The 20366-nt window shown below is 62.6% G+C and carries 16 protein-coding genes; 13 read left to right on the top strand and 3 right to left on the bottom strand.

Features of this window, described 5'->3' with window-relative positions; all coding sequences use genetic code 11:
- The first annotated feature begins 233 nt into the window (after positions 1-233).
- From OKB87_RS02385 to OKB87_RS02340, 10 genes are all read left to right on the top strand, one after another.
- Complete coding sequence (locus OKB87_RS02385) at positions 234-2363, top strand: sigma 54-interacting transcriptional regulator (RefSeq protein WP_270826326.1); 2130 nt, start codon at positions 234-236, stop codon at positions 2361-2363.
- A gap of 10 nt (positions 2364-2373) precedes the next feature.
- Positions 2374-3231, top strand: a complete 858-nt coding sequence (gene fdhD, locus OKB87_RS02380) for a formate dehydrogenase accessory sulfurtransferase FdhD (protein ID WP_270826325.1) — start codon at positions 2374-2376, stop codon at positions 3229-3231.
- A 125-nt stretch (positions 3232-3356) separates the two neighbouring features.
- Positions 3357-3959, top strand: coding sequence for a recombination mediator RecR (gene recR, locus OKB87_RS02375; RefSeq protein ID WP_010633741.1), 603 nt, complete (start codon positions 3357-3359; stop codon positions 3957-3959).
- Between the two features lie 229 nt (positions 3960-4188).
- Positions 4189-6102, top strand: a complete 1914-nt coding sequence (gene htpG, locus OKB87_RS02370) for a molecular chaperone HtpG (RefSeq protein WP_039213532.1) — start codon at positions 4189-4191, stop codon at positions 6100-6102.
- A 254-nt stretch (positions 6103-6356) separates the two neighbouring features.
- A complete protein-coding gene (gene adk, locus OKB87_RS02365) occupies positions 6357-7001 on the top strand; it encodes an adenylate kinase (RefSeq protein WP_011706319.1) in 645 nt (214 codons plus the stop codon).
- A gap of 114 nt (positions 7002-7115) precedes the next feature.
- Entirely contained in the window at positions 7116-8090 is a 975-nt protein-coding gene (gene hemH, locus OKB87_RS02360; protein WP_029302850.1) for a ferrochelatase, read from the top strand.
- Positions 8091-8163: 73 nt separating this feature from the next.
- On the top strand, positions 8164-8556 hold the full coding sequence (locus tag OKB87_RS02355) for an MAPEG family protein (RefSeq protein ID WP_011706317.1): 393 nt from the start codon (positions 8164-8166) through the stop codon (positions 8554-8556).
- A 179-nt stretch (positions 8557-8735) separates the two neighbouring features.
- Positions 8736-10040 carry an inosine/guanosine kinase gene (locus tag OKB87_RS02350; RefSeq protein ID WP_011706316.1) on the top strand — a complete coding sequence of 435 codons (1305 nt, stop codon included), beginning with the start codon at positions 8736-8738 and terminating at the stop codon, positions 10038-10040.
- A gap of 187 nt (positions 10041-10227) precedes the next feature.
- Positions 10228-10590 carry a DUF2750 domain-containing protein gene (locus OKB87_RS02345; RefSeq protein ID WP_010674427.1) on the top strand — a complete coding sequence of 121 codons (363 nt, stop codon included), beginning with the start codon at positions 10228-10230 and terminating at the stop codon, positions 10588-10590.
- Positions 10591-10758: 168 nt separating this feature from the next.
- Entirely contained in the window at positions 10759-11253 is a 495-nt protein-coding gene (locus OKB87_RS02340) for a hypothetical protein (protein WP_017408190.1), read from the top strand.
- Here OKB87_RS02340 and OKB87_RS02335 read toward each other — a convergent pair.
- Positions 11216-12856 (bottom strand): EAL domain-containing protein, encoded by a 1641-nt coding sequence (locus OKB87_RS02335; protein ID WP_226031814.1) that lies wholly within the window; start codon positions 12854-12856, stop codon positions 11216-11218. The genes OKB87_RS02340 and OKB87_RS02335 overlap by 38 nt on opposite strands.
- A gap of 188 nt (positions 12857-13044) precedes the next feature.
- Between OKB87_RS02335 and glgC the strand changes: the two genes are divergently transcribed.
- A complete protein-coding gene (glgC, locus tag OKB87_RS02330; protein WP_011706313.1) occupies positions 13045-14319 on the top strand; it encodes a glucose-1-phosphate adenylyltransferase in 1275 nt (424 codons plus the stop codon).
- A 77-nt stretch (positions 14320-14396) separates the two neighbouring features.
- Here the strand turns inward: glgC and OKB87_RS02325 are convergent, their stop codons facing one another.
- Complete coding sequence (locus OKB87_RS02325) at positions 14397-16397, bottom strand: hypothetical protein (RefSeq protein ID WP_270826320.1); 2001 nt, start codon at positions 16395-16397, stop codon at positions 14397-14399.
- Positions 16398-16542: 145 nt separating this feature from the next.
- Entirely contained in the window at positions 16543-17094 is a 552-nt protein-coding gene (locus OKB87_RS02320; protein WP_024944003.1) for a lipoprotein, read from the bottom strand.
- A 325-nt stretch (positions 17095-17419) separates the two neighbouring features.
- On the opposite strand from OKB87_RS02320, the gene amoC reads away from it, so the two are divergent.
- Both amoC and amoE read left to right on the top strand, forming a co-directional pair.
- Positions 17420-18613, top strand: a complete 1194-nt coding sequence (gene amoC, locus OKB87_RS02315) for an amonabactin biosynthesis isochorismate synthase AmoC (RefSeq protein WP_270826319.1) — start codon at positions 17420-17422, stop codon at positions 18611-18613.
- Between the two features lie 76 nt (positions 18614-18689).
- Positions 18690-20351: an amonabactin biosynthesis (2,3-dihydroxybenzoyl)adenylate synthase AmoE gene (gene amoE, locus OKB87_RS02310; protein ID WP_270826317.1), complete on the top strand. Its 1662-nt coding sequence runs from the start codon at positions 18690-18692 to the stop codon at positions 20349-20351.
- Positions 20352-20366: the final 15 nt, after the last annotated feature.

Genomic DNA, 20366 nt, shown 5'->3' with positions numbered 1-20366 from the left:
ATGTGCGAGGGCCGGCTTGGTTGTAATGGGAATGGGGCTAACTTATTATGCCAGCCATCCTGCGATAATCTGCGCGATGCTATTTCGCTGCATGTTAGTTTTTATAATTAAGCGTTAAGTTTTTAAAAATTAATTATAACATCTGACTGTGATGGCTGATGCATTGTTTACCGTTGTTGCCGTGCTGCAATTGGCCGGCAAGGGTACCCATCTAGATGTAATGCGAGGCCTGAATGCTGAATGTGAGTGCCATTCCGTTGACCGACATCTCACCCATCTGGGATGACGGCTTTCTCTCCCTCTCCAAGAACCTGCTCTCTGCCGTCACCCTGGACGACTTCATCAAGAAGCTGAACCGGATCCAGCCCTGCTTTCGCCAGGTGGATCGGGTCAACCTCATCCTCAACCTGGGGACGGGGGAGGAGGCGGTCTTCTACTACCTGGGGGAGCAGGGGCCGGCTCACCTCATCTGCCGCAAGGCCGATCTCCATTTTTCCCGCGAGCAGGCCATCGTGCTGCCGGCAAGCCGCTTTCGCCACCGCTGCGAACAGCTGGCGAGCATTCCTGTCTACGACGGCTTGCACTCCTACTGCCAGCTGCCCATCACCACCGCCCGCAGCCACCTGGGCGGGGTAGAGTTCATCAGCCGCGAGGCCAACGCCTTCCCGATGGAGACCCTGGCCAAGCTGACCCAGCTGGCGGCCATCGTCGCCATTGCGCTGGAGAACGTGCTGGACAAGGAGCGCACCCTGGAGCAGGCCAACTCCCTGCGCCTTGAGCGCGACAGCTGCAAGATCCTGGTGGACGTGACCAACGCGGTGATTAAGTTAGTGCGCATCGCCGAGCTGCCCCAGAGCCTGTTCACCATACTGCACCACCACGTTGGCATCAGCAGCCTGTGCCTGGCCGAGTACAACGCCACCTCCGACAGCTTCAAGAGCTACCTGGTCAATCAGCAGCAGCGTGAACAGCCTGGCATCATCAACCATTCGTGTTTTGAGAAGAACTGTCTGCAGGGGGCGCTCGGCCACAGCGAGCCCTTCTTCCTCTATCGCGAGCAGGGTCACGGCTGCCAGTCGAGCTGCCGCTTCACCTCCCAGATCCTGCCCCCTGACGCCGACAGCTCCTGCATCCTGCCGCTGCGCTATCGGGGCAATCTGCTGGGGGTGTTGATCCTCTCTCACCCCGAGGCGGATTTTTTCGCCGATCTCGATATCTCGCTGCTCGAACAAGTGGCGGCGCGCACGGCGATTGCCATGAACAACGTGCAGGCGCAGCAGGAGATCTCCAACACCACCGGCGCCAGGGAGAAGACCCTTCGGGTCGACGGACCCGCGCCGCAGGGGGACTTTGCCAACATCATCTACCAGAGCGCCGTGATGGAGAAGGTGCTGGAGAAGGTGAAGCTGGTGGCCCAGAGCGACTGCACCGTGCTCATTCTGGGGGAGACCGGCACCGGCAAGGAGCTGATCGCCCAGGCCATTCACGCCCTGAGTGCCCGCCACGATCACGAGATGGTCAAGGTGAACTGCGCCGCCATTCCTACCGGCCTCATCGAGAGCGATCTGTTCGGCCACGAGAAGGGGGCCTTCACCGGGGCGCTGACCCAGCGCATCGGCCGCTTCGAGCGGGCCCACAAGGGCACCCTGTTCCTCGACGAGGTGGGGGACATGCCGCTCGATCTGCAGCCCAAACTGTTGCGGGTCTTGCAGGAGCATGAGCTGGAGCGGGTGGGCAACAGCAACCCCATTGCCATCGATGTGCGGCTGGTGGCAGCCACCAACTGCGATCTGCTCTCCATGGTCAAGAACAAGCGCTTTAGAAGCGACCTCTATTACCGCCTGAACGTCTTTCCCATCGAGCTGCCGCCCCTGCGCGAGCGGCGCGAGGATATTCCGCTCTTGGTCAACTTCTTCATCAAGAAGATCGCCAAGCGGATGCGCCGCACCATCACCTCCATCCCGGCCGATGCCATGAAGATGCTGGTGTCGCTCCCCTGGTACGGCAACATCCGTGAGCTGGAGAACATCATCGAGCGGGCGGTGGTGATGACCCGCGGCCACGTGCTCAACCTCTCGCCGGACGAGCTGCTGCCCCTCAAGGGCTTTCACAAGATAGAGACCCTGGTCTATGACGAGCCGGCCCGGGAGCTGTTCCGCGAGCCGCTGCCCGCCTTGCCGCAGGGTGACGAGGCACAGGGGGAAGATGAGCGGGTCAGCATCATCCGGGCGCTGAAGGCGTGCAATGGCATCGTTGCCGGCGAGCGGGGCGCGGCCCAGCGCCTCGGCATGAAGCGCACCACCTTGCTGTCGAAAATGAAACGGCTCGGGATCTCGGCCAAAGATCCACGCACCCTCAACTAAGGGGCCCCAGATGTTGCTTGAACTCGACCCCGACACCCCGCAGGCGCTCAGCGCCCATCGCGAGGTGGTCCATTACCATCAGCGCGGCGTCACCACCGACAGCGCCATGCAGCTGCCCTGCGAAACCCCGGTGGCGCTGGTCTACAACGGCATCGCCCACAGCGTGATGATGTGCTCGGCCGCCGATCTCGAAGATTTCGCCATCGGCTTCTCGCTCTCCGAGGGGATCATCGACAGCCTGCTTGATATCCACGACATCGAGCAGCAGAGCGCCTGCGGCGGCATCGAGCTGCACATCACCCTGGCCAATCGCTGCGTTCATCGCCTGAAAGAGAAACGGCGCACCCTGGCTGGGCGCACCGGGTGCGGCATCTGCGGCAGCGAGAGCCTGGAACAGGTGGTGCGCGCCCAGCCAAGGCTGCCCGACAGCCAGCGTTTTGCGGTGGGTCATATCGACAAGGTGCTGGCGGCGTTGCGCCCGCTCCAGCTGCTCGGTCAGAGCACGGGGGCGACCCATGCCGCCGTGCACGTGGATGGCGAGGGCAACATCCTCGCCATTCGCGAGGACGTGGGGCGCCACATCGCGCTCGACAAGCTGGTGGGGCACCTGCAGCGAAGTCAACGGCGCGATGGCGCCATCCTGGTGACCAGCCGTGCCAGCTTCGAGATGGTGCAAAAGTGCGCCAGCGCCGGGGTGGAGATCTTGCTAGCCATCTCGGCCGCCACCGAGCTCGCGGTCGAGCGGGCCGAGCAGACCGGGCTCACCCTGGTGGGCTTTTGCCGCCCGGGGCGGGCCGAGATCTACAGCGGCCGCCAGCGCATCCTGCTGGCAAGCGCAACGTCATCCCCCGTTTCGGCAGAGGGCTGAGGGCACAAGGGCATTGGCGCTCGGGGTTGGCTCGGGTATAGTCCTGCGCCAACAAGATAGGTTCGGTCGCGCTCCTTGCCCGTCAGGGCGCCGTGGCCGACACAGCGTCAAAGGATACCAAGCCCATGAAATTCAGCCCGCTGCTGGATGAGATGATGAAAGCCCTGCAGGTGCTGCCGGGTGTCGGCCCCAAGTCGGCCCAGCGCATGGCATTTACCCTGCTCGAGCGTGAGCGCAGCGGCGGCCTGCGGCTGGCCCAGCTGCTTTCTCGCGCCCTGACCGAGATTGGCCACTGCAGCCACTGCCGCACCTTCACCGAGAACGAGCGCTGCGAGATCTGCGCCAATCCCAAGCGCGAAGAGAACGGCCTGCTGTGCGTGGTGGAGAGCCCGGCGGACGTGGCTGCCATCGAGCAGACCGGCCAGTTCTCCGGCCGCTACTTCGTGCTGATGGGCCACCTCTCGCCGCTGGACGGCATTGGCCCGGAAGAGCTGGGGTTGGAGATCCTGGAGCGACGCTTGAAAGACGAGGCGATCAGCGAGCTTATTCTGGCCACCAACCCCACCATCGAAGGGGACGCCACCGCCTGGTACATCGCCGACATGGCCCGCGCCGCCGGCGTCAAGGTGAGCCGGATTGCCCACGGGGTGCCGGTGGGCGGCGAGCTGGAGCTGGTGGATGGCACCACGCTCTCCCACTCCCTGATGGGGCGTCAGCCTCTGAACTGAGTCAGCGCCAGCCCCTCAATTGGGCCTGCGCTAGCGAACTGAATTTGCGTCGCGACTCAGCAGTAATACCAGAACCCGCCCCGGCGGGTTTTTTGTTGGGCAAGAGGGTCGATTGGCGCAAAAATCGCCATTCGCACGCCTCGACGTTTTGTCCCCCTTGAAATGGCGATCGCCGGCCCCATCTTGGATCGGGAATATGTTCAACCCGAATCGCCTGAGGATAGTGTCGATGACCCAAAGCGTTCATGCCGAAACCCACGGGTTTCAGACTGAAGTCAAACAACTGCTGAGCCTGATGGCCCACAGCCTCTACTCCAACAAAGAAGTGTTCCTGCGCGAGCTTATTTCCAACGCCTCCGATGCGGCGGACAAGCTGCGCTTCAAGGCGCTTTCCGATGCCTCTTTGTTCGAAAACGACGGCCAGTTGCGCGTTCGCCTGGTGGTTGATAAAGAAAATCGGACCCTGACCATCTCCGACAACGGGATCGGTATGACCCGTGATCAGGTGATCGAGCACCTGGGCACCATCGCCAAGTCCGGCACCGCCGAGTTTTTCAAGAACCTCTCCGGTGATCAGGGCCGCGACTCCCAGCTGATCGGTCAGTTCGGGGTGGGCTTCTACTCCGCCTTCATCGTTGCCGACAAGGTGACCGTGGTGTCCCGCGCCGCCGGTACTGCTCCGGAGCAGGGCGTGCAGTGGGAGTCGGAAGGGGAAGGCTCCTTCACCGTGGCTGACGTGACCAAAGCCGGTCGCGGTACCGACGTCATCCTGCACCTGCGCGCCGAAGAGGACGAGTTCCTCGACGACTGGCGCCTGCGCTCCGTGGTCAGCAAATATTCCGACCACATCAGCGTGCCGGTGGAGATGTTCAAAGAGGGCACTCCGGATCGCGAAGAAGACGGTGAAACCATCGTCGGCACTCCGGGCGAGTGGGAGCAGGTCAACCGCGCCACTGCACTGTGGACCCGCAACCCGAAAGAGATCAAGGACGAGGAGTATCAGGAGTTCTACAAGCACGTCGCCCACGACTTCGAAGATCCGCTCTTGTGGGGCCACAACCGGGTGGAAGGGGCGCAGGAGTACACCAGCCTGCTCTACGTGCCGGCCCGCGCACCGTTTGATCTCTACAACCGGGATCAGAAACACGGCCTGAAGCTTTACGTACAGCGCGTCTTCATCATGGACGACGCCGAGCAGTTCATGCCGGCTTACCTGCGCTTCGTCAAAGGGGTGCTGGACTCCAACGATCTGCCGCTCAACGTCAGCCGTGAGATCCTGCAAGACAACAAGGTGACCGTCTCCCTGCGCAAGGCCTGCTCCAAGCGCGTGCTGACCATGCTCGCCAAGCTGGCCAAGGACGATGCCGAGAAGTACGCCAAGTTCTGGAGCGAGTTCGGCAATGTGCTCAAAGAAGGCCCTGCCGAGGATTACGCCAACCGCGAAGAGATCGCCAAGCTCTTGCGCTTTGCCAGCACCGCCGGCGAGGGCGAAGCCCAGACCGTGTCGCTGGAAGATTACGTTGGCCGCATGAAGGAAGGCCAGCAGAAGATTTACTACATCACCGCCGACTCTTACGCTGCCGCCAAGAACAGCCCGCACCTCGAGATCTTCCGCAAGAAGGGCGTCGAAGTGCTGCTGATGTGGGAGCGGGTCGATGAGTGGCTGATGAGCCACCTGACCGAGTTCGACGGCAAGCAGCTGGTCTCCGTCACCCGTGGCGAGCTGGATCTGGGTGATCTGGAAGACGAAGCCTCCAAACAGGCGCAGGAAGAGGCTGAGAAGGCCAACGCCGGTCTGGTGGAGCGGGTCAAGCAGAGCCTGGGCGAGGCGGTAAAAGAGGTGCGGGTCACCCACCGTCTGACCGACTCACCGTCCTGCATCGTCACCGATGCCCACGGCATGAGCACCCAGATGATCAAGCTGATGCGCGCCGCCGGCCAGCCGGTGCCGGAGCAGAAGTACATTCTGGAACTGAACCCCGACCACGCCCTAGTGAAGAAACTCGATACCATCCAGGACGAGGCGCTGTTCGGCGAGTGGGTCACCCTCTTGCACGAACAGGCCCAGTTGGCCGAGCAGGGCGGGCTCAATGATCCGGCGAGCTTCGTCTCCCGTATCAACCGTCTGTTACTCCAGGCATGATGTTTGGGCCCACTGCGTGCAGTGGGCTCTTTCTTTTCTGGCGCCTGCCCCGTCTGGGGCGGGCGCCAGTTGCGTGCAGCGTTGCTGCATTTTCACTCATTTTTCGTACACGGATCTGCGCCAATGGTCGTATTGCCATGTCGGAAAGATGGTGAAAAATAAGCCACTCACACGGGGCAAGCTTGTGAAAATGGGCGAAACCGTGTAGTTTTTTGCCTTCTCAAGAATTGAATAACCAATCAATAGGAGCGTGTATGCGCATTGTTCTGTTGGGGGCTCCGGGTGCCGGCAAAGGTACTCAGGCTCAGTTCATCATGGAAAAACACGGTATTCCGCAGATCTCCACCGGCGACATGCTGCGTGCCGCGATCAAGGCGGGCACCGAGCTGGGCCTCAAGGCCAAAGCCGTGATGGACGCAGGTCAGCTCGTCTCTGACGACATCATCATCGGCCTGGTCAAAGAGCGTATTGCCCAACCGGATTGCGCCAACGGCTTCCTGCTGGACGGTTTCCCGCGCACCATTCCCCAGGCGCAAGCCATGAAGGACGCCGGTGTTGCCGTGGACTTCGTGCTGGAATTCGACGTGCCGGACGAAGAGATCGTCAAGCGCATGAGCGGTCGTCGCGTTCACTCCGGCTCCGGCCGTACCTACCACGTGGTGTTCAACCCGCCGAAAGTGGAAGGCAAGGACGACGTGACCGGTGAAGATCTGGTGATCCGTGCCGACGACGAAGAGACCACAGTGCGCAAGCGTCTGGATGTGTACCATCAGCAGACCGCACCGCTCATCGGCTTCTACGGCAAGGAAGCGGAAGCGGGCAACACCCGTTACGTCAAGATTGATGGCACCCAGCCGGTGGATCTGGTCAGCAAGCAGCTGGCGACCATCCTGGGCTAAGCCCGCCATTGCCATCGCCCCCAAGGGGCCTGCGGCAATGTGCCAGTGAGACAAGGGCCCGGCATGGGCCCTTTCTTGCATTCAGACATAACAACAGAACGACAGGAAGCATACGTGACCACGAAAACCGGGATCTTGCTGGTCAATCTGGGTACCCCAGCCGCGCCCACCACGGCCGCCGTCAAGGCGTTTCTCAGCCAGTTTCTGCACGATCAGCGGGTCGTCGACCTGCCGCGCTACCTCTGGTGTCCTCTGCTCCACTTCATCATCCTGCCGACCCGCTCCCCCAAGGTGGCCAAGCTCTATCAGCAGGTGTGGACCGAGCAGGGCTCGCCGCTGATGGTGATAAGCAAGCAGCAGCGCGCGGCGCTGGAGCAGGAGCTCAAGCGCGAAGGGGTCGAGGTGCCGGTGGAGCTGGCCATGACCTACGGCTCCCCTTCGCTGGATGAGGGCTGGCAGGCGCTCAAGGCCAAGGGCGTCAACCGGGTGATCCTGTTGCCGCTCTATCCCCAGTATTCGGTCAGCACCACCGCCTCGGTGTTTGATGGCTGGGCCAAGGCGATGAAGAAAGAGCGCAACCTGCCGGTGGTGCGGCTCATTCGTGATTACCATGCTCACCCCGAATATATCCAGGCGCTGGCCATGAGCGTGCGCCGCCACTGGGAACAGCACGGCCAGGGCGAGCACCTGCTGATGTCGTTCCACGGCATTCCCGAGCGCTACGAGCGGGAAGGGGACCCCTATGGTCACCAGTGCCGGCGCACCGCTGCCCTGCTGGCCGAGGCACTCGGTCTCGATGCCAGCCAGTGGACCGCCAGCTTCCAGTCCCGCTTTGGCAAGGAGGAGTGGCTCAAGCCCTACACCGACGTGACCATCGGCGGCCTGCCGGCCACCGGGATCAAGCGGCTCGATGTGATTTGCCCCGCCTTTGCTGCCGACTGCCTCGAAACCCTGGAGGAGATCCAGGTGCAAAACCGGGAGATCTTCATGGCTGCCGGTGGCGAGCAGTTTGAATACATTCCGGCCCTCAACAGCGATCAGGCCCACATCCGCATGATGGTGTCGCTGATCTGCCGCGAGCTGGCCTGACAGACATACAGCCGGTGCCGCCCATCGGCACCGGCTGCCAGCCGTTCGCTATCCAAGGAGAAGGAGTTTCACCATGATGCATATCACCCTGATTTACGCCGGCCTCTTGGGGCTGCTGTTCCTCTTGCTCTCCTTCTGGGTGGTCAAGCGCCGGGCCCAGTTCAAGGTGATGATAGGGGAAGGGGAGGCACCCGAGATGCGCGCCGCCATCCGGGCCCACGGCAACTTTGCCGAGTACGTGCCACTCACCCTGCTGCTGATGGCGCTGTGCGAGCTGGCGGGGGTCGGGGCATTCTGGCTTCATGCCGGCGGCCTGGCGCTGCTGGTGGGGCGCATCCTGCATGCCATCGGCATCCAGATCCCCAAGGCGCCCAACCTGCCGAGGCTGGTCGGCACCCTGCTGTTCTGGCTGGCGCTGGGGCTTTTCTCGGTGCTGGCACTGGCACAGGGGCTCGCCGCCGGCTGAGTCTTGTTCGCTGCAAAAACCACCTCCTTGCGAGGTGGTTTTTTTGATGGGTTTTGGTAAACGTTTTCCTCTGCAGCCCGTGTCTATACTGACTTCATATTTTAATCAGGCGACTTTTCGGCGCGGCGGATTGTGTTAAAATCCCGCCCCTCTTTCCCCCAGAGCACAAGAACATTGCCATGAAATTTCCCGGTCAGCGCAAGTCCAAACACTACTTTCCAGTGGATCGTCGTGATCCCCTCATCTCCCAGAGCGCGGTGCTTGCGGAGCGGGGCAAGGCCTATGTGGTCGGGATTGACCAGACGCTGGTTGACATCGAGGCGCACGTTGATCTGGCATTTCTCGAGCGTTACGGCCTGAGCCGCGGCCACTCCATGCTCATCTCCGATGACGTGGCCGAGCAGATCTACGACGAGCTCAAGAGCAACAACATGGTGGTGAGCGAGTTTGCCGGCGGCACCATCGGCAACACCATGCACAACTACTCGGTGCTGGCGGACTCCCACTCCATCCTGCTCGGCGTCATGAGCCAGGACATCCGCATCGGCAGCTACGCCTACCGCTACCTGTGCAACACCTCGTCACGGGTCAACCTCGACTACCTGCAGCCGGTAGACGGCCCGGTCGGCCGCTGCTTCACCTTCATCACCGAAGGGGGCGAGCGCAGCTTCGGCATCAACGCCGGCAAGATGGACCATCTGGATGTGGCCCACATCCCCGAGACCATCATCAAGGAGTCCTCCGCCCTGGTCATCACCGCCTACCTGGTGCGCGGTGAAGATGGCACCCCGATGAAGGACGCGGCCATGACCGCGGTACGCTATGCCCGCGAGGCCGGCGTGCCGGTGGTGCTGACCCTGGGTACCCGCTTCGTCATCGAGTCCGACCCCCAGTGGTGGCGCGATTTCATCAGCGAGAACGTCACCGTGCTCGCCATGAACGAGGAGGAGGGCGAGGCCCTGACCGGCTTCTCCGATCCGCTGGCCGCCGCCGACAAGGCGCTGGACTGGGCCGACATGGTGCTCTGCACCGCAGGGCCGGTGGGGCTCTACATGGCTGCCTACACCGAAGAGGACTTCAAGCGCGAAACCACGCTGCCACTGCTGCCCGGTGTCATCCCCGAGTTCAACATGTACGAGTTCAGCCGCCCCATGACCCGCAGCGGCTGCCGCGTGCCCAAGCGCATCTACTCCCACATCTCTCCCTACATGGGCGGGCCGGAGAAGATCAAGAACACCAACGGGGCAGGGGACGGGGCCCTCTCCGCCGTGCTGCACGACATGGTGGCCAACGCCTATCACCGCAGCGCCGTGCCCAACTCCGCCAAGCACGTGGCCGAGTTCCTCACCTACTCCTCGCTCTCCCAGGTGTGCAAGTACGCCAACCGGGTGAGCTACGAGGTGCTGGCCCAGAGCAGCCCGCGTTTGTCGCGCGGTCTGCCGGAGAAGGAAGACAGCCTGGAAGAGGTGTACTGGGAGCGTTGATCTCGCCCCTTGCGCTGAAAACGCCTCCTTCGGGAGGCGTTTTGTCAGGTAAAACCCGGCCGCAGGCAGTTTTTTGTGTGATAAACCCCAAGATGCTTGAGTCCATGTCACTTTTGCGACACCATTTGGCCACCGCATTGCCACTCGGCACTGCCGTGGCCGCAGCACCCGATAGAGAGAGAGCCCCATGAGTAAGTTAACTGACAATCTTGACGCCAATTTCCAACTGTTCATCGAAGAAGTCCGCGAGTCGGGTCAGGTATGGGGCTTGCGTTACGGTGAAGACTGGGTCGTCTGCCGCTCTGCCGAGTTCGAAGATGCCGACGTGATGCCGCTCTGGTCTGCCGAAGGGGATGCTCGCCTGCACTGCGTGGACGAGTGGGCCGACTACGAGCCGGAAGTGATCGAGCTGGAAGAGTTTCTCGACATCTGGATCAACGATCTGGACGAAGACGACGTGCTGGTCGGCCCGAACTGGAACGCCGATCTGGAAGGGCAGGAGCTCGAACCCATCGAGCTGGCCAAGGCGCTGGTGGAACTGGACGCCTGAACCACACTGCATTGAGCCGGGCCTTGGCCCGTCTGATTAGAACCGATATCCGCGAGGATGTCGGTTTTTTTATGGCCGGCTTGCAGAATACTGAATGAAAAGGCGATTTGGCTTTGCACCCGTCAGAGGGATGGTCCATCATCAACCTTTTGCCGAGCGGGAGGAGCCATGTTTGTATTCGACGTCACCGGCGTTGCAGGGGCGCGAGCCGAGATCCGGGTTCAGGCGCTGGACTGGGGGCAGAGCGGCCCCGTCACCTTCCGCTGCGATGACGATCAACTGGCGGTACTGCTGCTGACCGACTGCCGCTGCGATGCGGTGGGTTTCTTCAATCTGCTGGCGGGCTGCAAGCCGCTCTACCTGGAGCAGTGGCTCAGTTATCTGCAGGAGACCGGCCGCATCGCCAAGCAGAGCTGTCAGCTGGAGAGCCCGGCCCAGGAGGATTACCTCGCCAAGGCCGGTCTTGAACACGAAGAGCTCAATGCTCTGCTGGGGCAGGTCTATCAGGTGGCGGGTTTCAACCGGCTGCAGATCAACCGTTACCTCAAGAATCGCCACAATCCCACCACCCTGGCGACCCGTTACGATCAGAAGGAGCTGGAGCGCTATCGCCAGCTCAACGACATCATTCTGACTCTGTTGAAGTTGAAGCATCCTCAGTAAACAGCCCGAGCTGGCTGATATCCGGTCGCAGCTGCTGGGGCTTGGCGATGAGATAGCCCTGCAGCCCGTCCACATACATGCCCTGCAGCAGCTGCTTCTGACCCAGCTGCTCCACCCCTTCCGCAATCACCTGACAACCCATCCTGTGTGACACGTCGACGATCATCCGCACGAACTGCTGGTTGGTCAGATCCTGCTCCAGCCCGGTGATGAGGGCGGGATCCAGCTTGATGTAGTCGGGCTTGAGCTCGCGAAACAGGTTGAATGACCCTATCCCCTTGCCGAAGTTGCAGATGGCGGAGCGGCTGCCGTTGCGCCTGAGCAGCTCGAACACCCGCTTGGCCCCGGTCAGGTTGCGCTCCAGATGTTCTTCATCCAGTTCGAACACCAGGTTGGCGCTGGTGTTGGGGTCGTTGAGCAGCTGTCGGTCCAGCCAGATCAGAAAGGCGCTGTTTTGCAGCAGGTTGCTGGAGAGGTTGATGCCCCAACGACTCTGATTCGAGCCAAAGGCCCGGTACTGGCGCATGACGTGGGTCACCAGCATCTGTTCCAGCCGCATCACCATGTCCAGCCGCTGGGCCATGGCGAACAGGGTGTCGGTGGGCAGCACAGTGCCGTCGGCACTGCTGAAACGGGTGTAGATCTCGTTGTAGGCCAGCATGCTGCGGTGCATGGGCTGGATCGGCTGGTAGGTGAAGCTGATCCGCTCCTGCTCCAGCAGCTCGGTCAGCACCAGCTTCCAGTGATGCTGCCCCTGCAGCTCCACCACGCTGTCATCCTGCTGGATGGCCCAGCCGTTGACCGTCTCGGTCTGGGCGCGGGCCAGCGCCAGATCCGCCCTGGCCAGAATGGCCTCGATCTTCTGGCCGCTGCTGAGCCGGGTCAGCCCGGAGTAGGCGGCGCTCTCCAGTTCATGCTGCTGCTGATAGTGATCGAAGGCGATCTTCAGATCCCGCCCGAGCAGGGGGGGCGGGATGTTGGCGACGGGCTGCACCAGCACCGCGAAGTCGGCACCCGAGATGCGATAGACCTGATGGCCGGGGAAGCGGCTCACCACCCTGGTGATGATATTGGCGATATCCTTGATGTAGGCATCCCCCGACTGAAAGCCGCGCTGGGCGTTGAGCTTGCCGAGTTCGGTAGCGCGGATCAGCACCAGGGTGGCGGTCTGGGTGTCCTGATCCCGCTGCAGCAGCTCGGTCATGTCGCGGCGAAAGGCGTGGCGGTTTTGCAGCTGGGTCAGCTCGTCCTGGGTGGCCTGGTTGTGCAGCTCGCTGATCTGGCGGTGGGCGTCGCGCTCGGCTTCGTTGAAGTGGGCGAGCAGTTGCTGCAGGGCGGCCTGGGCCTCAGGGGTGGTCAGACAGGTGGGGTCGCGCAGCTGCAGCGCCCGGCACCACACCTGCTCCTGATGGCTGTGCTCTGCCTGCTGGAGGCGCAGGGTCAGCATGCTCAGCAAGCCAAAGCCGAGCAGGCTGGTGGCGAGGATGATAAACAGGGTCAGCAGCGTGCTGGTGAAGGCGAGCCAGAGCCCCTGCAACAGCAGCAGGGGAGCGCAGAGGAGAGCGATCACCAGCAACTGGTTGCTCCCGAGCTTGTTCAACATGGTGTCATCCTTGATGATGTCGTTGATGCTGAAATTCTAACCAAGCTCGCGCCGCAAAGCATGAGATCCCGCTCAACTCCTGGAAAAGGGCCAATTGAAATCAGTTAAATGTGAGTGAAACCACTTTCATGGCGCCGGAAACAGGCGAAGATGAATCGAAAATGGACCAAAACAAGGCAGAGGTAATTATGTTGTTAGAACCCGTAAATACTGCCAAAGCACGGCAACTATTGAACCAGAGTATGGCCTTGGTGCTCGCGGGGGGACGGGGCAGTCGCCTGAAGCAGTTGACCGACAACCGCGCCAAGCCTGCCGTCCATTTTGGCGGCAAGTTCCGCATCATCGACTTCGTGCTCTCCAACTGCATCAACTCCGGCATTCGCCGGGTCGGGGTGGTGACCCAGTACAAGTCCCACAGCCTGCTGCGCCACCTGCAATCGGGCTGGTCCTTCCTGCGTTACCAGATGAACGAGTTCATCGACTTGTTGCCCGCCCAGCAGCGGGTGGACGAGGTGCACTGGTATCGCGGCACCGCCGACGCCATCTACCAGAACGTCGACATCATCCGTGACTACGGCCCCAAATACATAGTGGTGCTGGCGGGGGATCACATCTACAAGATGGACTACGCCGCCATGCTGCTCGATCACGTGCGCCTCGGCGCCAAGGTGACGGTGGCCTGCATCGAGGTACCGCGCGCGGAGGCCTCCGCCTTCGGGGTGATGGACATCGATGAGCAGCGCAAGATCCGCGCCTTCGTGGAGAAGCCGGCCAACCCGCCCGCCATGCCGGGCAACGAAAACGTCTCCCTGGCCTCCATGGGCATCTACATCTTCGAGGCGGAGTATCTCTATCAGCTGCTGGAAGAGGACATTCACAACCAGGAGTCCAAACACGATTTCGGCATGGACGTGATCCCGCGCATCGTGGGAGAGGGCAAGGCGTTTGCCCACCCGTTCACCATGTCCTGCGTGGGGGCCAAGGAGGGGCAGAAACCCTACTGGCGCGACGTGGGTACCCTGGATTCGTTCTGGGAGGCCAACATGGATCTCGCCTCCGTGGTGCCCGAGCTCGACATCTATGACGAGAACTGGCCCATCTGGACCAGCCAGACCATGACGCCGCCGGCCAAGTTCGTACAGGACAGAAACGGCCAGCACGGCATGACCATCAACTCCATGTTCGCGGGGGGCTCGATCGTCAGCGGCTCCTTCGTGCTCAACTCCGTGCTGTTCACCCATGTGCGGGTGCACTCCTTCTGCACCCTGGATCAGGCCATCATTTTCCCTGGCGTCGAGATTGGCTCGGGTTGCCGGTTGCGGCGGGTGGTGGTGGACAAGGGCTGCAAACTGCCTGACGGGCTGGTGGTAGGGGAGAACGCCGATGAGGACAGCCGCCGCTTCTATCGCTCCGAGCAGGGTATCGTGCTGGTAACCAAGGAGATGCTGGCCAAGCTGGGGTGATGTCACGCCCAACGCCAGACGCCACAACTAAAAAGGGAGCCGATATGGCTCCCTTTTTCTATTCAGCGAGTGGCTGATTATTTTTCGGTGATCAGCGCCTTGGCGGCCATCACCATGGCGGTGCCGTGCTTGCCACCGGCGGCGGTCACTTGCGGGACGCCATCTTCGTCGGTGTCGCCACCGGCCCCTTCGATGACGTTCTCGCCGGAGTCGCCGATCCACTCGGCCATCTGCATGCCGCCGTTGACGGTGCCACGGAACCAGCTCACGTAGCGCTGGGTCAGCTGGGCCAGCTCCAGCGCCGGAGCTTTCTCGCCGCCTTCGTTGCGCAGGTTCAGCATGGCGGAGCGCAGGGCGCCGGAGATGGCGGCCTGGGTCCAGGGGGTGTATTCACCCTGCTTGCCGGCGAGCCAGGTACCGGCCTTCTGGTTGAAGTAGGCCTTGTCGGCGGCGATGAACAGCTCGCGCGCCGCCGTGCGGTACTTGGCATCCGAGGTCGCCAGGAAGGCGGCGGTCAGGCCGCGGATGGCGGCAAATTGCGCATCGATGGACTGGCCGGCATCGAGCTTGCCACCCAGGGTGATCCCATCGTGCACCAGCCCATTTTTGCCCTTGAGATTGGCGAGGATGAAGTCGGCCTGCTGGCGGATCAGCACCAGCGCCTGCTGGCCCTGAGCGGTCTTCAGGTTCAGCTCGCCATTGTCACCGGCGGCGTAGCCGACCGGCAGCGCATCCTGGGCGCGCTGGAAGATCTGCAGGGCGACCAGGCTGTAGGCGGCGTCAAAGGTGGTGACGTGCTTGCCCTGTTTGCCTGCTTGCCAGCTATCGACCAGGGTGCCGGCCTTGGGCTCGAAGTGCAGGGCATTGAGGTTCTTGAACACCATGCCGGAGAGGTTCAGTGCCAGGGAGAAGGCATCGTCACCCGCTACTAGCTTGGTGGCATCGCTGCCCTTGTTGGCGGCCGGTGTGGCGGCGAACGGGGCACCGTCGAACACGGCGTGGAAGGCCGGGTTCTGGTTGGTGTTGGCGCTGCGCTGATCGGTGAAGGCGTAGAACTCGGAGAGCGGCCACAGCATCATCCAGGCGTCGCGCAGCTGGGCGGAGCCGTCCACCACCTCGAGCTTGCCGATGGCGCCGACGTCGTTCTTGCCGGTCTCGGTCACTTTTACCTGATGGGGGAAGTAAACGATACCCTTGGCCGGATCGTACTGCGGGGTGATCTTGGCGCCCAGCTGCTTGCCGTCAAAGCCGAGCTGACCCTGCAGGATGGCCAGCTTGTCGATGGACTGCTCGGTCAGCATCATGCCGTTGAAGCCGTCGGCGGCAGAGACCCCCAGCTTGTGCTTGCCGTCCTGATCCATGGTGGCGGACGCGGCTTCCACCTCTTCATCGGTCTCGGCCACGTGCATGCCACCGAGGAAGTCCTGGGACCACATCACCTCTTTGAGCAGGATGCCGCCCACGGCCGCCGGCACCAGCAGATTGTCACTGCCGCTCCAGCGCAGGGTGGTGTAGTCGCGGAAGTAGGCCGGCACCTGGGTCTTGACGCTCTTCTCGTTGCCCTTGGCGGTCTTGATGGTGATCTGGTCGCCGTTGACCGGGGTGGCGTTGACGGCTTGCGCGAACTCTGGGTTGGCGGAGGAGTAGGGCAGGGAGAGGGGATACATGCCCTGCGGCACTTCATCGGCCGGGAAACCGACCGCATCGGCCATGGCCAGCACCCGCTGGCCGAGGGAGGCCATGGTGCCACCGCGAGCCTGGTTTTGCGGCCCGTTCACCAGATGGGGGCCCATGCCGGATTGGTAGTTGAGGGCGTACATCGCCTCTTCGGAGTATTCGTAGGATTCGATGCCGGCGGCGAAGTCGAACGGAGTCGGCTCATCGGCGCGGTTGGCGTCCAGTACATCCAGATCCAGACCGAGGGCCTCGGCCAGCGGCTCGCCGGAGAGCTCGAACTCGGTGTAGGCCAGCATGTTGGCGGCGGTGTTGAATGTCTTGTCTTCTACCTTGACGGCGGCGTGTGCGGCGCCGCTCAGGAGCGCGCAGGCGATCGCCTGGACCAGTACGGTTTTTCTCATGTCCCTTCTCACCATATGTTTGATTTTATTATGACGCTTCTCATGAATCTAAATGAGAATGGTGTGCATTATGAGGCAAAGGGGGGAGCTTGAGAAGAAAAAACCGCGCCCCTGGAGTTGAAGATAAGAGGGGCGCGGTTGGGGATCAGAGCAGCTTGAAGGGGATGACCAGTCGGCCCGGTTCCACCTTGAGGGCTTCGACTTTATCCTTGATCCTGGCTTCGTTCTTGCGACTGCCGTCAAGCCGGTAGACGGGGGTCTGGGAGAGGAACAGCGAGAGCGACTGGTTGAAGGTGGGCAGCAGCGGGGTGAGGGCGGTGCCCACGTCGGCCGGCTCGGTCTTGACCGAGATGAGCTCGAGATCGCGCAGGTAGATGGCGCCCTGCTCGGCCACGTAGTCGGGGCGGGCGCTCAGGGAGAGGCGGATCTTCATCTGCTGGCTGCCAAGGGGGCTCGCCACCTGCAGATCGCCGGCGGCATCCAGTTCGACCCGGTCGGCCTGGCGGCGACCGATGCGGCTTTGCATCTCATCGAGGCGGATCTTGCTCGACATGATGCCGGGGATCCCCAGCTGCTTTTCGAAGGCGACCCTCTCTTTGAGGTATTGGTTGATCTCCCCTTCGCTGACGTTGTACTGGGTGAGTGAACAGGCGGCCAGCAGCAGGCTGAGGGGGAGCAGAAGCAGGTGCTTTAACATCGAGGATCCTGTGGGTTGAGGCAATGGTCATAAAGATGGCGCCATCTTAGGGGGAAATGGCGTTCGCTGCCAGCGCGGGCGGCGAGCCCGCGGTTTTTGTCGCAGCCTCATATGGGGGGTTGGCTGCGGTGCTCATACGGACAAGGCTGGCCGGACCTGCACGGTGGGCCGCAGCAGCCGTGGCACCCGCCATATCCACAGATAAGTTCCAGTTTTATCGGCATAAAAATCCCATTGACCGGGGGATTTCAAAGCGAGTATTTTACCGCCGCACAAATACAAACTGATAATCATTATCATTTTGAATCATATTTGAGGGTGTAACGTGGATACTCTTGTGATGGAAAATAGCGCGCCTGCCCAGGCTGCGTCTTCGCCCGAATTCTTGTTTACCTCGGGTCAGGGTACGCTCAGTGCCACTGATCTGGGCCTGCCTATCACCACCCCCGCCTGTGAATGGCCTTTGCTAGAACAACAGATCGCCGACGCGCTGGCAGCGGCCAGTGCCGCCGGCCAGGCCAACCCCCTGCTTATCGGTGCCTTCGCGTTCGACCCGGCGGAAGCCTCCTGCCTCTATGTGCCCGGTCACTATGAGCGGGGCGATCGCCCTGTCCCGCTGGCACAGGCGCCGGCGACAGCGGCGATGGCAGAGCAGGCCATTGAGGCCAACCGGGTCATCTCGGTGCAGAGCACCCCGCCGGCCAGCGAATTCCAGGCCTCGGTCAGCGCAGCGCTGGATGCGTTTGCACAAGGTCGGCTCGCCAAGGTGGTGTTGTCGCGCAAACTCACCCTTACCCTGCATCAGCCCGCCGACCCTAAGCAGGTGATGGCCCGTTTGATGGCCCAGAATCCCCACGCCTTCCACTTCTCCCTGCCGCTCGGCCAGGACCGCCGCCTGCTTGGCGCCAGCCCGGAGCTGCTGCTGAGGGTCAGCGGGGGAGAGGTGTTCACCCACCCGCTGGCGGGCTCCGCCCGTCGGGCGAGCGAGCCGGCGCAAGATGAAATGGTGGCCCGGGATCTGCTGGCCTCTCGCAAGGATCAGCATGAGCACCGCCTGGTGATCGACGAGATCCGCCGGGTGCTGACGCCCCACTGCCGCGAGCTGGCGATCCCGTCCAGCCCCTCGCTGATGAGCACGGATACCCTCTGGCATCTGGGCACCCCCATCGCCGGCCGGCTCAATGGCGACGAGGCATCGGTGCTCTCTCTGGCCTGCCAGCTTCATCCCACCCCGGCCCTATGCGGCTATCCCACCGATCTCGCCCGCCAGTTCATCCGTGAGCAGGAGCCCTTCCGGCGCGCCCTGTTCAGCGGCATCGTCGGCTGGTGCGACAGCCAGGGCAACGGCGAGTGGGCCGTGGTGATCCGCTGCGGCGTGCTCGACGGCCATCAGGTCGAGCTGTTCGCCGGCGCCGGCATCGTCGCGGGCTCGGATCCTGCCATGGAGTGGGCCGAGACCGGCACCAAGCTGGGCACCATGCTCAAGGCCCTTGGCCTGGATTTGGAGGTAGCGCAATGAGCCGGCTTCAATATATGGGTTGGCAGAGTGGGCAGCCGAATCTGCAAGCCCTGGGCCTGGATTTGGAGGTAGCGCAATGACCCAGTCCAACCGCTTCCTGCCCTATACCCGCTGGCCCGATGCCTTGGCCCAGCTGTACCGCGCCAAGGGCTATTGGCGCGGCGAGCCGCTGACCGCCATGCTGGCGCGTCAGTGTGAGTTGGCCCCCGACGCCGAGGCCATTCTCTGCGGCGAGCGCCGCTTCAGTTATAGCGAGCTGGACGCCGCCTCGAGCCGGCTGGCCGCGAATCTGGCCCGCCATGGCCTGGGGGTAGGGGACACAGCGCTGGTGCAGCTCCCCAACGTGGCCGAGTTCTATCTGGTGTTCTTTGCCCTGCTTAAAGCCGGCATCGCGCCGGTCAACGCGCTCTTTAGCCACAACCGGCTGGAGCTCCTCTCTTATGCCGAGCAGATCACACCGCGCCTCTTTATCGGCTCGCTGGCCCATCCGCTGTTTGCGAACAAGGGGGGCGAGAGCGAGCTGCTGACAGCCATCGGCGCCGAGCTGGTGCTGCTGGATGGCGACGCAGGAGAGCTGGGGCTGACCCGCTGGTTGGCGAAGGGGGCTGAGAGTGAGCCGGTGAAATCAGGCCCGACCCCGGCGGACGAGGTGGCCTTCTTCCAGCTCTCCGGCGGTAGCACCGGCACCCCCAAGCTCATTCCCCGCACTCATGACGACTACCTGTACAGCGTGCGCCGCAGCAACGAAATTTGTGGCCTCGGCCCCCACACCCGCTATCTGTGCGCCCTGCCGGCGCCCCACAACTTTCCCCTGAGCTCCCCTGGCGCTTTGGGAGTATTCGAGGCGGGCGGCACCGTCGTGCTTGCCCCCGACCCCAGCCCCATCAGCTGTTTCCCGCTGATCGCCCGCCACCGGGTCAATCTCACCTCGCTGGTGCCGCCGGCGGTCTCGCTCTGGCTGCAGGCCGCGGAAGCGGATCCCACCGCGCGCACCCAACTCGAGAGCCTCGACTTGCTGCAAGTGGGCGGCGCCAAGCTGGGGGAGGCGGTGGCCAGCAAGATAGGGCCGCTGCTCGGTTGCCGGCTGCAGCAGGTGTTCGGCATGGCGGAAGGGCTGGTCAACTACACCCGGCTGGACGACCCCGACGAGAAGGTCATTCACACCCAGGGCCGCCCCATGAGCCCGGATGACGAGGTGCGCATCCTCGATGAGGCGGGCAACCCGGTTGCCCCCGGCGAGCCTGGCGCCCTGCACACCCGTGGCCCCTATACCTTCCGCGGGTACTACCAGAGCCCGGCCCACAACGCCCGGGTGTTCGATGCCGAGGGCTTCTACTGTTCCGGCGATCTGGTGGTACAGGATGCCGATGGTTACCTCACCGTGGTCGGGCGGCAGAAGGATCAGATCAACCGGGGCGGCGAGAAGATCGCGGCGGAAGAGGTGGAAAACCAGCTGCTGCACCACCCGGCCATCACCCATGCGGCCCTGGTCTCCATGCCCGACAGCGCCATGGGGGAAAAGAGCTGTGCCTTCATCGTCAGCACGGATCCCGCCTTGAAGCCGCTGGCCTTGCGCAAGTTTCTGCGCGAGCGCGGGGTGGCGGACTTCAAGCTGCCCGACCGTTTCGAAACCCTGGACGCCCTGCCCATGACGGCGGTGGGCAAGATTGACAAGCAGGGGCTGCGGGCGCGCATTGCGCACGCCATCGCCGCCAACCAGTCCCTGACAACAGCATAAAACTAAAAGGAATCA

Origin of the sequence: Aeromonas sp. Y318-1, from assembly GCF_027706125.1 — a bacterium.
Taxonomy (GTDB): Bacteria; Pseudomonadota; Gammaproteobacteria; order Enterobacterales; family Aeromonadaceae; genus Aeromonas; species Aeromonas hydrophila.
Note: the sequence above shows the minus strand (reverse complement) of the source record. Positions and strands in the feature narration are given on the sequence as shown.

Bases quoted from the DNA above. Each gene is read 5' to 3' on its own strand.
- adk (WP_011706319.1), top strand. From the start codon at position 6,357: ATGCGCATTGTTCTGTTGGGGGCTCCGGGTGCCGGCAAAGGTACTCAG.
- OKB87_RS02385 (WP_270826326.1), top strand. From the start codon at position 234: ATGCTGAATGTGAGTGCCATTCCGTTGACCGACATCTCACCCATCTGG.
- fdhD (WP_270826325.1), top strand. From the start codon at position 2,374: ATGTTGCTTGAACTCGACCCCGACACCCCGCAGGCGCTCAGCGCCCAT.
- htpG (WP_039213532.1), top strand. From the start codon at position 4,189: ATGACCCAAAGCGTTCATGCCGAAACCCACGGGTTTCAGACTGAAGTC.
- OKB87_RS02345 (WP_010674427.1), top strand. From the start codon at position 10,228: ATGAGTAAGTTAACTGACAATCTTGACGCCAATTTCCAACTGTTCATC.
- amoE (WP_270826317.1), top strand. From the start codon at position 18,690: ATGACCCAGTCCAACCGCTTCCTGCCCTATACCCGCTGGCCCGATGCC.
- recR (WP_010633741.1), top strand. From the start codon at position 3,357: ATGAAATTCAGCCCGCTGCTGGATGAGATGATGAAAGCCCTGCAGGTG.
- OKB87_RS02355 (WP_011706317.1), top strand. From the start codon at position 8,164: ATGATGCATATCACCCTGATTTACGCCGGCCTCTTGGGGCTGCTGTTC.
- OKB87_RS02335 (WP_226031814.1), bottom strand. From the start codon at position 12,856: ATGTTGAACAAGCTCGGGAGCAACCAGTTGCTGGTGATCGCTCTCCTC.
- OKB87_RS02340 (WP_017408190.1), top strand. From the start codon at position 10,759: ATGTTTGTATTCGACGTCACCGGCGTTGCAGGGGCGCGAGCCGAGATC.
- OKB87_RS02320 (WP_024944003.1), bottom strand. From the start codon at position 17,094: ATGTTAAAGCACCTGCTTCTGCTCCCCCTCAGCCTGCTGCTGGCCGCC.
- OKB87_RS02350 (WP_011706316.1), top strand. From the start codon at position 8,736: ATGAAATTTCCCGGTCAGCGCAAGTCCAAACACTACTTTCCAGTGGAT.
- glgC (WP_011706313.1), top strand. From the start codon at position 13,045: ATGTTGTTAGAACCCGTAAATACTGCCAAAGCACGGCAACTATTGAAC.
- OKB87_RS02325 (WP_270826320.1), bottom strand. From the start codon at position 16,397: ATGAGAAAAACCGTACTGGTCCAGGCGATCGCCTGCGCGCTCCTGAGC.